This is a genomic window from Streptomyces sp. H39-S7, assembly GCF_027158205.1.
Taxonomy (GTDB): domain Bacteria; phylum Actinomycetota; class Actinomycetes; order Streptomycetales; family Streptomycetaceae; genus Actinacidiphila.
Genome location: NZ_JAPVLU010000043.1, coordinates 19,174 through 32,594 on the forward strand (window position 1 = coordinate 19,174; position 13,421 = coordinate 32,594).

Consider the following 13,421-nt stretch of genomic DNA (forward strand, 5'->3'; position numbering starts at 1 on the left):
CACCCGGGCGGGTGCCCGCAGGAGTCCTAGAACAGGCGGTGACCGGTGGGCCAGCCACGGCGGGCCACGGTCACCGGGGCGGCCAGCGTCCCGTCCGACGCGGGGACGAAGAGCTGCAGGCCCTGCGTCCGGGTGGTGGCCAGCAGGTCGTTCCGGCCGTCACCGTTCAGGTCGAACGGGGCGAGGAGGAGCGGACGCTGCGCCGGCTTCCAGCCCGAGGCCGCGATGACCGTGGGGTCGCCGAGGCTCGCGGGCTCCATCTCGTCCGAGCTCCAGTCCCGCAGGATCGGGTACTGGGAGAGCGTGCCGGCCACCGCGTCCCGCACCCAGACCTTCGGCAGGTCACCGTCCACGAGCTGGTCGGAGATCGCGACGTTCTTGTCGGCCCAGCCGCTCTGCACCAGGGTCGTGACCGCGCCCACCACCGCGTCGCGCCCGAACGGGGCGTAGGCGAGACGGTCGCCCTCCTTCGCCAGGAGGAAGCCGGAGAACTGCGGGTTCGGGCTCACGACGAGCTCCGTCGCCGCGGACCAGTCATGGGTGTTGACGCCCGAGAGAGCCGGGACCGGGGCCCCGAACCCGCCCTTGCCGTCGCCCGGGTAGACCAGCAGCTGCGAACCGCGGCGCACCAGGAGGTCGTTGCGCGGATCGGTGTCCTGGTTGCGCCCGGAGAGCGGGACGTTGTACCCGGCACGGGCGACCAGCGTGCCCCGCCAGTCCCCGCCGTCCGAGACCACGGGCGCGCCGAACGTGCCGTCCGCCCGCCCCGGGTGCAGGTAGAGCTTGCCGTCCGTCCCGACGCTGAACAGGTCGGGGTGGCCGTCGCCGGAGTAGTCCCCGACGGGCTCGACGAACGGCGGGGTGATCCAGTACTCCGCACTGGCGGTGTCCGACCACTGCCCCGCCCGGTCGATGGCGATGGCCCTGACGGTGTTCCGCCCCGAGCTGTCCGGGGTGACGAACGTCGCCGTCCCCGTCCCGTCCGGCTGGACCGGCGCCCAGTTCGCGCAGCCGTGCGGACCGGTCGAGCCGGTCGGATAGGGCTGGTCGACGAATCGCACGGAGAAGCAGAAGCCGTCCAGCTCGGTGCCGGCGGGGGCGGTGAACCTGAGGCTGCGCACGGTGCCGGCCGGCACCCCGTCCCCGTCGTTCGGGTAGCTGTCGGTGAACTCGACCGTCGGTTGGGCCGGGCGGTCCCGGTCCACCGAGAAGCCGCAGGGAGCCGTCCACCCGGAGGTCGGGCCCGCGCTGTCCTCCAGGCGGACGGACCACGCGTACCCCTCCCCGGAGGGGAGCAGTTCGTCCGGCACCGAGAACGTCGAGGCACTGCCGCCCGCGAGGGTGGTGAGCACGGTCTCCGCGACGGGGGCGCTCTCGTCGCCCTTCCACACCTTGAAGTGGATCGACGGCCGCGGCACGCCGGTCGCCGGGGTGCCGTCCACCCGCGCGCTCAGCGAGATCCGGGTGTTGCCCAACCAGGGCAGCGGCGTACCGCTCGCGCAGGCGTTCCCCGGATGTGTCTGCAGGTCGTTCACTGCGTACGGATAGGCGTCGGCCTGCGCGGTGCCGGTGCCGGCCAGGCCCAGGGCGCAGGTGACGGCCGCCACGGCGGCGCCCCAACGGGCCAGGTTCCTACGGTGTCGTGAGTGGAACACGTACCCCTCCCAAGTTCTACGTGTCGATCACCCGCAACATAGCCCCGCCCACTGACAGCGCTTACATCGCTGCCCCCTACTCCGCCCCACCTCGCGACAGGGCGTCGCGGACCGCGTCCTCGGTGCGGGCCACCTGGGCCGTGCCGTCGTCCGAGGTGATGATCGGGCGCTGGATGAGGGAGGGGTGTGCGGCGAGGGCGTCGATCCAGCGGTCACGGTCCCCGGGGGTGCGGCTCCACTCCTTGAGGCCCAGGCCGGCGGCGGCCGGCTCCTGCGTCCGCGCGATGTCCCACGGCTCGAGCCCCAGCCGCCCCAGCACCGCCCGCAGCTCGTCCGCGTCCGGCGGGTCCTCCAGATACCGGCGGACGGTGTACCGCGCGCCCTCGGCGTCCAGCGTGCTCAGCGCGGAGCGGCATTTCGAACAGGCGGGATTGATCCAGATCTCCATGGCGGGCAGCCTAGCCAGGCACCGCCGGCCGAAACGGCTGAAAAACGCGTCCGGCCCGCGACCGGGACGAGAGTCCTCGGGCACGGGCCGGAGCCGTACAGAGCGGGCGACGGGAATCGAACCCGCGTAGCTAGTTTGGAAGACTAGGGCTCTACCATTGAGCTACGCCCGCAGCGCCACAGATTCTGGCACACCGCATCGTAGCGGCTCGCGCACCCCCGCCGCACACCGGTAGATCCGGGCGGGTGGCCCGTCCGGAATTCAGTTGAAGTCGCGACGGAATATTGGCCGCCCGCGCGTACCAGGGCATGTAGCCTACGTCTCGCACCAGCGGGGTGTGGCGCAGCTTGGTAGCGCGTCCGCTTTGGGAGCGGAAGGCCGTCGGTTCGAATCCGGCCACCCCGACCAGATGACTTTGCCGAGCGGGACGGGCGTGCCCGTTGGACCGGTACTATGCAATGGCGCCTGTATACGGGGCGACGTAGGGGCGCAGTCCCCGAGTAGTACGTCTCGTCGGCCGCCGGTTCCGCTCACATGGTGGGAACCGGGTGTTGGCGCGATTCTCTAAAGCCCCTGATGTCAGCCCCAAGGAGACCCAACCGTGAAGAGCGCCGTCGAGACTCTGAACCCGACTCGGGTTCGACTCACTGTCGAGGTGCCCTTCGAGGAGCTCAAGCCCAGCCTCGACGCGGCCTACAAGAAGATCAACCAGCAGGTCACGGTGCCGGGCTTCCGTAAGGGCAAGATCCCCGCACGCGTCATCGACCAGCGGTTCGGTCGCGGCTCGGTCCTCGAAGAGGCCATCAACGACGCACTCCCGAAGTTCTACACGGAGGCTGTCAGCGAGGGTGAGCTGAACGTTCTCGGCCAGCCCGACGTCGACATCACCGAGTTCAACGACGGCCAGGACCTCAAGTTCACCGCCGAGGTCGACATCCGTCCGGCGATCGAGATCCCGGACTACTCCGGCATCGAGGTCACCGTCGACGCCCTCGAGGTGTCGGACGAGGACGTGGACAAGTCGCTGGAGCAGCTCCGCGAGCGCTTCGCGTCGACCTCCCCGGTCGAGCGCGCCGCCGCCGACGGTGATGTCGTGGTCCTGGACCTCGAGGCGTCCGTGGACGGCGAGGTCCTCGAGGACGGCGTCGCCCAGGGCATCAGCTACACCATCGGCTCCGGCCAGCTGCTCGAGGGCATCGACGAGGCCGTCACCGGCCTCGAGGCCGGCGGCACCGCCACCTTCGACTCCGAGCTCAAGGGCGGCTCCGCCGCCGGCAAGACCTCGTCGGTCAAGGTGGACGTGACGTCCGTCCAGGCCCGTGAGCTGCCCGCGCTGGACGACGACTTCGCCCAGCTGGCGAGCGAGTTCGACACCCTCGAGGAGCTGCGCGCGGACAGCGTCAAGCGCCTCGAGAACATGAAGCGCTACGACCAGGCCACCCAGGCCCAGGAGAAGGTGCTCGACGCCCTCCTGGAGCTGGTCGAGGTCCCGATGCCGGAGAAGCTCCTGGCGGACGAGATCCAGACCCGCAAGCACAACCTGGAGCACCACCAGTTCCCGGCCCTGGGCCTGGACTGGGACGGCTACCTGGAGCGTGAGGGCAAGACCGCCGAGGAGCACGACGCGGAGCTCGCCGCGCAGGCCACCAAGGGCATCAAGACCCAGTTCATCCTGGACGAGCTCGTCTCCAAGGAGCAGCTGTCGGTCAACCAGGAGGAGCTCACCGAGCACCTCATGCGCCGCGCCGCCTCCTCGGGCATGAGCCCGGACCAGTTCGCCCAGGCCGTCGTCGAAGGCGGCCAGGTGCCGATGCTCGTCGGCGAGGTCGCCCGCGGCAAGGCGCTCGCGGTGGTCGTCGAGGCCGCCAAGGTCACCGACACCAACGGTGAGACGGTCGACCTGGACGACGAGGTCGAGGACGAGGGTGCCGTGACGGTGGAGGCCGGCTCCGACGAGGAGACCGCCCCCGCCGACGAGGCCGCCGACGAGGCGACCTCCGACAAGGCCTGACCTGTTCGCACGACGGGCCCGGACGCGAAGCCGCGTTCGGGCCCGTTTTGCTTACCCGGGTGGTGAGCCTGCGCTCACAGCGAACAGTTTCGCGTAGGGGATTGCTGGGCCCCACCTGCGCGTTAGGGTCCAAGGAAGGATGCCGGGGGACTGACTCCCCGGCCGCCCGAGAAGACGCGAAGACGCGAAGACGAAGACGCTGAGACGGCCCCGGGCCGTCCGACAACGAGCAGGTGGATACGTGACGACTCCGATGCCTTCCGCCGCCGGCGAGCCGACCATCGGTGGACTCGGCGACCAGGTCTACAACCGACTGCTCAACGAGCGGATCATCTTCCTCGGCCAGGCGGTCGACGACGATATCGCCAACAAGATCACCGCGCAGCTGCTCCTCCTCGCCGCTGAGCCGGACAAGGACATCTACCTCTACATCAACTCGCCCGGCGGCTCCGTGACGGCCGGCATGGCGATCTACGACACGATGCAGTTCATCAAGAACGACGTCGTGACGATCGCCATGGGCCTCGCCGCCTCGATGGGCCAGTTCCTGCTCACCGCGGGCACCCCCGGCAAGCGCTTCGCGCTGCCCAACACCCGGATCCTGATGCACCAGCCCTCCGCGGGCCTGGGCGGCTCCGCCACCGACATCAAGATCCAGGCCGAGCAGCTGCTGCACACCAAGCGGCGGATGGCCGAGCTCATCGCGCAGCACAGCGGCCAGAGCGTCGAGCAGATCACCAAGGACTCCGACCGCGACCGCTGGTTCTCGGCCGAGGAGGCCACCGCCTACGGCCTGCTGGACGGGGTCATGCTCACCGCCTCCGGCGTTCCGGGCGGTGGCGGCACCGGGGCTGCCTGAGCATCTCAGGACCCCTCCGCCGAACCCGCCCAGCCCACTGCTCATCACCAGGACGGTGAAAGTGAACTCCCTGAATTTCCCCGGTAGCGGCCTCTACGAGCGCACGATGGCCGAGGCGCCAGGTGTGCTCGGCGCCGAGGCCCGCTACATCATCCCGCGCTTCGTCGAGCGCACCTCGCAGGGCGTGCGCGAGTACGACCCGTACGCGAAGCTCTTCGAGGAGCGCGTGATCTTCCTCGGCGTGCAGATCGACGACGCGTCGGCCAACGACGTCATGGCGCAGCTGCTGTGCCTGGAGTCGATGGACCCGGACCGCGACATCTCCGTCTACATCAACTCGCCCGGTGGCTCGTTCACGGCCCTCACGGCCATCTACGACACCATGCAGTTCGTGAAGCCGGACATCCAGACGGTCTGCATGGGCCAGGCGGCCTCCGCCGCGGCCGTGCTGCTCGCGGCCGGCAGCCCCGGCAAGCGGATGGCGCTGCCGAACGCCCGGATCCTGATCCACCAGCCGTACAGCGAGACCGGCCGGGGTCAGGTCTCCGACCTGGAGATCGCGGCCAACGAAATCATCCGGATGCGCGCGCAGCTGGAGGAGATGCTCTCCAAGCACTCCACCACGCCGATCGAGCAGATCCGCGAGGACATCGAGCGCGACAAGATCCTGACCGCCGAGGAAGCCCTCGCGTACGGTCTGGTCGACCAGATCGTCTCCACCCGTAAGACCTCCGCGTCGGTCTGACGGGCAGGTCGCGGTACCCCTGCGGGGCACCCTGGTGCGGAAGCGATAGCGCCCTCCTTGGACTGAGTAGGTCCAAGGGGGGCCCGCACGGGGGGCGCGGCAAGGTACCGTCGATGAGAGAAGCACCAGGTTCCGTTGGACTAGGCGGATCCCAGGCGAAGGGGAAACACCTCGTGGCACGCATCGGTGACGGCGGCGACCTGCTCAAGTGCTCGTTCTGCGGCAAGAGCCAGAAGCAGGTGAAGAAGCTCATCGCAGGGCCTGGTGTGTACATCTGCGATGAGTGCATCGATCTCTGCAACGAGATCATCGAGGAGGAGCTGGCCGAGTCCTCGGAAGTACGGTGGGAGGACCTGCCCAAGCCGCGGGAGATCTACGAGTTCCTGGAGAGCTACGTCGTCGGCCAGGAGCCGGCGAAGAAGGCCCTCTCGGTCGCGGTCTACAACCATTACAAGCGGGTGCAGGCCGGTGAGAACAACGGCCGGGGCCATGACGACGCCATCGAGCTCGCCAAGTCCAACATCCTGCTCCTCGGCCCCACCGGCTCCGGCAAGACGCTGCTCGCGCAGACCCTCGCCCGGATGCTGAACGTGCCGTTCGCCATCGCCGACGCCACCGCGCTCACCGAGGCGGGCTACGTCGGCGAGGACGTCGAGAACATCCTGCTCAAGCTGATCCAGGCGGCCGACTACGACGTGAAGAAGGCCGAGACCGGGATCATCTACATCGACGAGATCGACAAGGTCGCTCGCAAGAGTGAGAACCCGTCGATCACCCGGGATGTGTCCGGCGAGGGCGTCCAGCAGGCGCTGCTGAAGATCCTCGAAGGCACGACGGCCTCGGTGCCGCCGCAGGGCGGGCGCAAGCACCCGCACCAGGAGTTCATCCAGATCGACACCACGAACGTGCTGTTCATCGTGGGCGGTGCCTTCGCGGGCCTGGAGAAGATCATCGAGTCGCGGGCCGGCGCCAAGGGCATCGGCTTCGGCGCGACGATCCGCTCCAAGCGCGAGATCCAGGCCGCGAACCAGTTCCAGGAGATCATGCCGGAGGACCTGGTGAAGTTCGGGATGATTCCCGAGTTCATCGGCCGTCTGCCGGTCATCACCTCCGTCCACAACCTGGACCGCGAGGCGCTGCTGCAGATCCTCGTGGAGCCGAAGAACGCACTGGTGAAGCAGTACCAGAAGCTCTTCGAACTCGACGGTGTGGAGCTGGAGTTCGAGCACAGCGCGTTGGAAGCCATCGCCGACCAGGCGATCCTCCGCCAGACCGGCGCGCGCGGGTTGCGCGCCATCATGGAGGAGGTGCTGATGTCCGTGATGTACGAAGTGCCGTCCCGCAAGGACGTCGCCCGTGTCGTCATCACCGACGAGGTCGTGCACTCCAACGTCAACCCGACCCTGGTGCCGCGCGAGCCGCGCATCATCGGCAAGGGCGAACAGAAGAGCGCCTGACACCCGTTACGTCGAAGGGGGCCGCCCGGCAGTTGCCGGGCGGCCCCCTTCGTGGTGTGCGGTCGCTGTGCGGTCACCGCACGGACGCGGTTACTTCTTGACGCGGATCTCGCTGCGGATCTTGGCCGTGGTGTCCGCCCACTCGGAGGCGGAGGGGGGCGTGGAGGTGCCGCTGAGATCGATGTTGATGTACATGGAGATCATCACGGTGCTGTCGTCGCCCCAGACGCAGTAGGGCATGGACGAGCCGCCACCGGCGCACTTCATCACGGCGCCGTCGAATCCGGCAGGGTGCTGCTCGGTGGCCTCGGAGCCGCTCTTGCTGAGACCGCTCGACAGGATCTTGTCGACCGCGGCCTTGGGGTCCGTGACGTTGCCCTCGCCGCCGGAGAGGGAGACCGTCGTCTTGTCGGACTTGTACGTTCCCCGCACGCTCGTCGGGTCGGAGATGCCGGCGTCCGACTTGCCCGTCTCGGGAGTGCCGATGTTCTCCGACGACTTGGTGTACTTGCCGTCGGCGATCTTCTCGGGGAAGGCGATCTTGTAGTCGCCGCCCCCGCCGCTGGATCCGCCGGAGGCGACGAAGTAGACGCCTCCGGCGATCGCGGCGAGCACCACCACACCGATCACCACACCGACCGTCCTGCCCTTGCCCCGTGGCGGCTGCTGCGGCGGGTAGCCGGGCTGCTGGCCGTTCCAGCCCTGCTGCGGCTGCTGGGGCTGCTGCGGGTACCCCTGCTGCTGCGGCCAGCCCTGCTGGGGCTGCTGCGGCGGCTGCTGGGGGTGCCCGCCGTAGCCGGGCTGGGGCTGCGGCTGGCCGTAGGGCTGCTGCGGCTGCTGGCCGTATCCCGGCGGCGGCTGGTTGTAGCTCATATGTGGTGCTTCCCCTCGTGGAACGTACGTCGTGCTGAGTGTCGCCGAGCGACGGTGAGCGGTCCCGGTCTACTTGATCTCGACGCGGGCGTCGTGGCGCACCTTGGCCGTGGTGGTCGCGGTGTCGCTGATGCTGGGTCCGCTGCCGGCGAGCGCGGCGATCGGGTCGACGACCATGACCATGGCCATGGTGCTGCGGTCGGCCCAGATGCACAGCGGTACCTCGGCGCTCTTCACCGGCGAGGTGCTGGTGGAGGGTGCCTTGAAACGGACCATCTGGCACTTCATGACGGCTCCGCCGTCGAGCCCCTCGGGGCTGGCCTTCTCCGGTTTGCCGACGAGTTCGGCGTCCCCGTCCTTCGTGATGTCCTTCGTGCCGACGACGAAGAGCGCGTCCACCTGCTGCTCGGGGTTGGCGACCGTGCCCCAGACGCCCCTGAACAGCATCTTCTTCTTGGTGCTGTCCGCGTAACTGCCACCCGCGGGCTGCGGGTTGGCGATACCGGGCACGTTCTTCATCTCATTCTTGCTGTCGGTGTCCAGCGGGTCCTTGAGCTGGTAGTCGCCCGCTACGGTCTGTGGAGCCGTCAGCTTGTACTTCCTGCCGTCGTCGCTGCCGCTGCCGGCCGTGCCCTTGTCGTCCCCGCCGCCCAGGAGCGCGAAGGCGCCCCCGCCGATCGCGGCGACGACGAGCACGGCGGCGACGATGATCCACGCCGTGTTCTTCTTCCCGGCCGGCGGCTGCGGCGGGTAGCCGCCGAAGCCCTGCTGCGGCTGCTGTCCGTACGGACCGGGCTGCGGGGGGACCGGCTGCGTCGGGTAGCCGTACCCGGGCTGCTGCTGGGGCTGCTGCCCGTAGCCGCCCGGCTGGGGCTGGCCGTATCCGCCGGGCTGCTGCGGCTGCTGCTGCCCGTAGGGGTTCGGCTGCCCGCCGTAACCGGGATCCGGCGGCGGTTGGTTGTAGCTCATCTGACGCGTCCCCTCCGTAAACGACCGTGCACCCATCCTTCCGGATGTCTTATCCGCTGCTTACGCCAGGCCCGCTACGGCTTCGTAACGAGCGGTGCGGGGCGCCCGTAGAATGACCGGGTGACCGACAACTCTCAGCGCAGCCCCCATGGCGGGCCGAACAGCACCCCCGAACTGCCGACCGCGTACGTGCCGGCCGAGGTAGAGGGGAAGCTGTACGAGCGCTGGGTGGAGCGTGGGTACTTCGAGGCCGACGCCAAGAGCGACAAGCCGCCCTACACGATCGTCATCCCGCCGCCGAACGTGACGGGCAGCCTGCACCTGGGCCACGCCTTCGAGCACACGATCATCGACTCCCTGACCCGCCGCAAGCGGATGCAGGGGTACGAGACGCTGTGGCAGCCCGGCATGGACCACGCGGGCATCGCGACGCAGAACGTCGTCGAGCGCGAGCTGGCCAAGGAGGGCAAGTCCCGTCACGACCTGGGCCGCGAGGCGTTCGTCGAGAAGGTCTGGCAGTGGAAGGAAGAGTCCGGCGGCCAGATCTCCGGCCAGATGCGCCGCCTCGGCGACGGCGTCGACTGGTCGCGTGAGCGCTTCACGATGGACGAGGGCCTGTCGCAGTCCGTCCAGACCATCTTCAAGAAGCTCTACGACGACGAGCTGATCTACCGCGCCGAGCGCATCATCAACTGGTGCCCGCGCTGTCTGACCGCCATCTCGGACATCGAGGTGGAGTACCAGGACGACGACGGCGAGCTCGTCTCGATCCGCTACGGCGAGGGCGACAACGCCATCGTCGTCGCCACCACCCGCGCCGAGACGATGCTCGGTGACACCGCGGTCGCCGTCCACCCGGACGACGAGCGCTACGCGCACCTGGTCGGCACCGAGATCGAACTGCCGCTCACCGGCCGCCGCATCCCGATCGTCGCGGACGAGCACGTGGACCCGGAGTTCGGCACCGGCGCCGTCAAGGTGACCCCGGCGCACGACCCGAACGACTTCGAGATCGGCCGCCGGCACGACCTGCCGAACCTCAGCGTCATGGACGAGCGGGCGATCATCACCGTCCCCGGCCCCTTCGAGGGCCTGGACCGGCTCGAAGCCCGCAGCGCCATCGTGGCCGCGCTGCGCGCCGAGGGCCGGATCGTCGCCGAGAAGCGCCCGTACCAGCACTCGGTCGGGCACTGCTCGCGCTGCAAGACGACCATCGAGCCGCGGCTGTCGCTGCAGTGGTGGGTCAAGGTCGGCCCGCTGGCCCAGGCCGCGGGCGACGCGGTGCGCGACGGCCGGGTCAAGATCCACCCCAAGGAGATGGAGTCCCGCTACTTCAGCTGGGTCGACAACCTCCACGACTGGTGCATCTCGCGCCAGCTCTGGTGGGGCCATCGCATCCCGGTCTGGTACGGCCCGGCCGGCGAGGTCGTCTGCGTCGGGCCGGACGATCAGGCGCCCACCGGCGAGGGCTGGACGCAGGACACCGACGTGCTCGACACGTGGTTCTCGTCCGGGCTGTGGCCGTTCTCGACGCTGGGCTGGCCGGAGCGGACCGAGTCGCTGGAGAAGTTCTATCCCAACTCGGTGCTGGTCACCGGGTACGACATCCTCTTCTTCTGGGTCGCCCGGATGATGATGTTCGGCCTGTACGCGATGGACGGCACACCGCCGTTCCACACCATCGCCCTGCACGGCATGGTCCGCGACCAGTTCGGCAAGAAGATGTCGAAGTCCTTCGGCAACGCGGTCAATCCGCTGGAGTGGATGGACAAGTACGGCTCCGACGCCGTCCGCTTCACCCTCGCGCGCGGCGCCAACCCCGGTGTGGACGTGCCGATCGGCGAGGACTGGGTCCAGGCGTCCGGCAAGTTCACCAACAAGATCTGGAACGCGACGCGCTTCGCGCTCATGAACGGCGCGACGGTCGAGGGTGAACTCCCGCCCGTCGAGGAGCTGTCGGCCACCGACCGCTGGGTGCTGTCCCGGCTCAACACGGTCGTCGCCGAAGTCGACGCGCTCTATGAGGACTACCAGTTCTCCAAGCTCTCCGAGGCGCTCTACCACTTCGCGTGGGACGAGGTCTTCGACTGGTACGTCGAGCTGTCGAAGACCACCTTCTTCGCGGGCGGCCGCGGCGCCGAGGTCTCCGGCCGGGTGCTCGGCGAGGTCCTGGACGTGCTGCTGCGCCTGCTGCACCCGGTGGTCCCGTTCGTCACCGAGACGCTGTGGACCACGCTCACCGGTGCCGAGTCGGTCGTCATCGCCGACTGGCCGAAGGACAGCGGCTTCCGGGACGCGGCGGCCGAGAAGGAGATCGCCGGCGTCCAGCAGGTGGTCACCGAGGTCCGCCGGTTCCGCGCCGACCAGGGCCTGCAGCCGGGCCAGAAGGTCCCCGCGCGGCTCGCCCTGCCCGGCGGCCTCGCGGCCCACGAGGCGCCCATCCGCCAGCTGCTGCGCCTGCAGCCGGCCGGTGAGGACTTCAGCGCCACCGCGACCCTCCCGGTCGCCGGCGGCACCGTCGCGCTGGACCTGTCCGGCACCATCGACGTCGAGGCCGAGCGCAAGCGGCTGACCAAGGACATCGGGCTGGCCGAGAAGGAGAAGGCGCAGGCGCTGGGCAAGCTCGGCAACGAGGCGTTCCTCGCCAAGGCGCCCGACGCCGTCGTGGACAAGATCCGGGTCCGGCTCGCGGCGGCCGAGGCGGACATCGCCCGCATCACCGCACAGCTGGACGATCTGCCGACGGCCTGATCCGCCGCACGACCCCCGCGCCCCCGGAGAACCGCGTTCTCCGGGGGCGCGCGGTCGCCCGCCCCGCTCACCCGGGCATGGGGACCCGCACCGGCTCCGTAGACTGGGCGGCGTGAGCGAGCACCCCCAGAACGACGACGCGGCAGCCGACCTGTTCGACGATGCCCCCGACAACGCCTCCGACGACGCCCCCGACGGCGGGCCCGTCCGGGAAGCCGACATGGCGGTGATCGAGGCAGGCAGCCGTACCCTGCGCACGCCCGTCCCGCTCGCGCCGGACGACGGCGTGCCGGCCCGGCCCAAGGACCCCGAGACCGAGCGCGAGCTGCGGGCGATCGAGGGCGAGCTGACCGGCCGCTGGCCGGAGACGAAGCTGGAGCCGTCGCTCGACCGGATGACCGCGCTCATGGACATCCTGGGTGAGCCGCAGCGCACCTACCCGGCCATCCACATCACCGGGACCAACGGCAAGACCAGCACCGCCCGCATGGTCGAGCAGCTGCTGCTCGGCTTCCACCTGCGCACCGGCCGCTACACCAGCCCGCACGTGCAGGCGATGACCGAGCGGATCAGCCTGGACGGGCAGCCGATCAGCGCCGAGAAGTTCATCGAGACGTACCGCGACATCCAGCCGTACATCGAGATGACGGACAACGCGCAGCCGCACCGGCTGTCGTTCTTCGAGGTGATCACCGCGATGGCCTACGCGGCCTTCGCCGACGCCCCCGTCGACGTCGCGGTCGTCGAGGTCGGGATGGGCGGCAGCTGGGACGCCACCAACGTGATCGACGGCTCGGTCGCCGTCGTCACCCCGATCGCGCTCGACCACACCGACCGGCTCGGGACCACGCCGGGCGAGATCGCCGTGGAGAAGTCCGGGATCATCAAGAAGGACGCGACCGTCGTGCTGTCCCAGCAGCCCGCCGACGCCGCGACCGTGCTGCTCAAGCACGCGGTCGAGGTCGATGCCACGGTGGCCCGCGAGGGCATGGAGTTCGGGGTCGTGCGCCGCGAGGTCGCGGTCGGCGGCCAGCTGGTGACGTTGCGCGGCCTCGGCGGCGAGTACGAGCAGATCTTCCTGCCGCTGCACGGCGAGCACCAGGCGCAGAACGCCGCGGTCGCGCTGGCGGCCGTCGAGGCGTTCTTCGGCATCGGCTCCACCCGGGTCGGCTCGCTGGACATCGACACCATCCGCGGCGCCTTCGCGTCCGTCACCTCGCCGGGCCGGCTGGAGGTCATCCGGCGCAGCCCGACCGTCGTCCTGGACGCCGCGCACAACCCGGCCGGCGCGCGGGCCGCGGCGGCCGCGGTCAGTGAGGTCTTCGACTTCACCCACCTGGTCGGCGTCGTCGGCCCGAGTGCCGAGAAGGACGTCCGCGGGCTGCTGGAGGCGTTCGAGCCGGTGCTCTCGGAGGTCGTGGTGACCCGGAACTCGACCAGCCGGGCGATGGACGTGGACGAACTCGCGGCGCTGGCCGTCGAGGTCTTCGGCGACGACCGCGTGCAGGTGGAGGCGCGGCTGGACGACGCGATCGAGGCGGCGATCACCCTCGCCGAGGACGAGGGCGCGTATGCGGGGGCGGGCGTGCTCGTCACCGGATCGGTGTTCACCGTGGGAGAGGCCCGGCTGCTGCTGGGCCGGAAGTGAGGCGG

At 69.6% G+C, this 13,421-nt stretch carries 10 protein-coding genes and 2 tRNA genes; 7 read left to right on the top strand and 5 right to left on the bottom strand.

The features are described from left to right. Positions 1 to 26: 26 nt before the first annotated feature. From O3X23_RS32600 to O3X23_RS32610, 3 genes are all read right to left on the bottom strand, one after another. Positions 27 to 1,655 (bottom strand): hypothetical protein, encoded by a 1,629-nt coding sequence (locus O3X23_RS32600; protein ID WP_269275984.1) that lies wholly within the window; start codon positions 1,653 to 1,655, stop codon positions 27 to 29. Positions 1,656 to 1,731: 76 nt separating this feature from the next. Continuing rightward, positions 1,732 to 2,103, bottom strand: coding sequence for an ArsC/Spx/MgsR family protein (locus tag O3X23_RS32605; RefSeq protein WP_269275986.1), 372 nt, complete (start codon positions 2,101 to 2,103; stop codon positions 1,732 to 1,734). A 101-nt stretch (positions 2,104 to 2,204) separates the two neighbouring features. Continuing rightward, positions 2,205 to 2,275, bottom strand: a tRNA-Gly gene (locus tag O3X23_RS32610). Positions 2,276 to 2,434: 159 nt separating this feature from the next. On the opposite strand from O3X23_RS32610, the gene O3X23_RS32615 reads away from it, so the two are divergent. The 5 genes from O3X23_RS32615 (at position 2,435) to clpX (ending at position 7,175) form a co-directional block, all read left to right on the top strand. Beyond that, positions 2,435 to 2,511: transfer RNA gene (locus tag O3X23_RS32615), tRNA-Pro, on the top strand. Positions 2,512 to 2,704: 193 nt separating this feature from the next. Continuing rightward, a complete protein-coding gene (gene tig, locus O3X23_RS32620) occupies positions 2,705 to 4,114 on the top strand; it encodes a trigger factor (RefSeq protein ID WP_269275987.1) in 1,410 nt (469 codons plus the stop codon). A 253-nt stretch (positions 4,115 to 4,367) separates the two neighbouring features. Then, the gene (locus O3X23_RS32625) at positions 4,368 to 4,973 is read left to right on the top strand and encodes an ATP-dependent Clp protease proteolytic subunit (protein WP_269276060.1); all 606 of its coding nucleotides are present in this window, start codon (positions 4,368 to 4,370) and stop codon (positions 4,971 to 4,973) included. A gap of 106 nt (positions 4,974 to 5,079) precedes the next feature. Continuing rightward, positions 5,080 to 5,718, top strand: coding sequence for an ATP-dependent Clp protease proteolytic subunit (locus O3X23_RS32630; protein ID WP_138357777.1), 639 nt, complete (start codon positions 5,080 to 5,082; stop codon positions 5,716 to 5,718). A 173-nt stretch (positions 5,719 to 5,891) separates the two neighbouring features. Then, positions 5,892 to 7,175 carry an ATP-dependent Clp protease ATP-binding subunit ClpX gene (gene clpX / locus O3X23_RS32635; RefSeq protein ID WP_138357760.1) on the top strand — a complete coding sequence of 428 codons (1,284 nt, stop codon included), beginning with the start codon at positions 5,892 to 5,894 and terminating at the stop codon, positions 7,173 to 7,175. Positions 7,176 to 7,265: 90 nt separating this feature from the next. On the opposite strand, the gene O3X23_RS32640 is transcribed toward clpX, so the two are convergent. Both O3X23_RS32640 and O3X23_RS32645 read right to left on the bottom strand, forming a co-directional pair. Continuing rightward, positions 7,266 to 8,048: a hypothetical protein gene (locus tag O3X23_RS32640; RefSeq protein WP_269275991.1), complete on the bottom strand. Its 783-nt coding sequence runs from the start codon at positions 8,046 to 8,048 to the stop codon at positions 7,266 to 7,268. A 69-nt stretch (positions 8,049 to 8,117) separates the two neighbouring features. Beyond that, a complete protein-coding gene (locus tag O3X23_RS32645; protein WP_269275993.1) occupies positions 8,118 to 9,017 on the bottom strand; it encodes a hypothetical protein in 900 nt (299 codons plus the stop codon). A gap of 120 nt (positions 9,018 to 9,137) precedes the next feature. Here O3X23_RS32645 and O3X23_RS32650 point away from each other — a divergent pair, with 120 nt between their 5' ends. Further along, positions 9,138 to 11,768 carry a valine--tRNA ligase gene (locus O3X23_RS32650; RefSeq protein WP_269275995.1) on the top strand — a complete coding sequence of 877 codons (2,631 nt, stop codon included), beginning with the start codon at positions 9,138 to 9,140 and terminating at the stop codon, positions 11,766 to 11,768. Positions 11,769 to 11,880: 112 nt separating this feature from the next. Then, on the top strand, positions 11,881 to 13,416 hold the full coding sequence (gene folC / locus O3X23_RS32655; protein ID WP_443048045.1) for a bifunctional tetrahydrofolate synthase/dihydrofolate synthase: 1,536 nt from the start codon (positions 11,881 to 11,883) through the stop codon (positions 13,414 to 13,416). Positions 13,417 to 13,421: the final 5 nt, after the last annotated feature.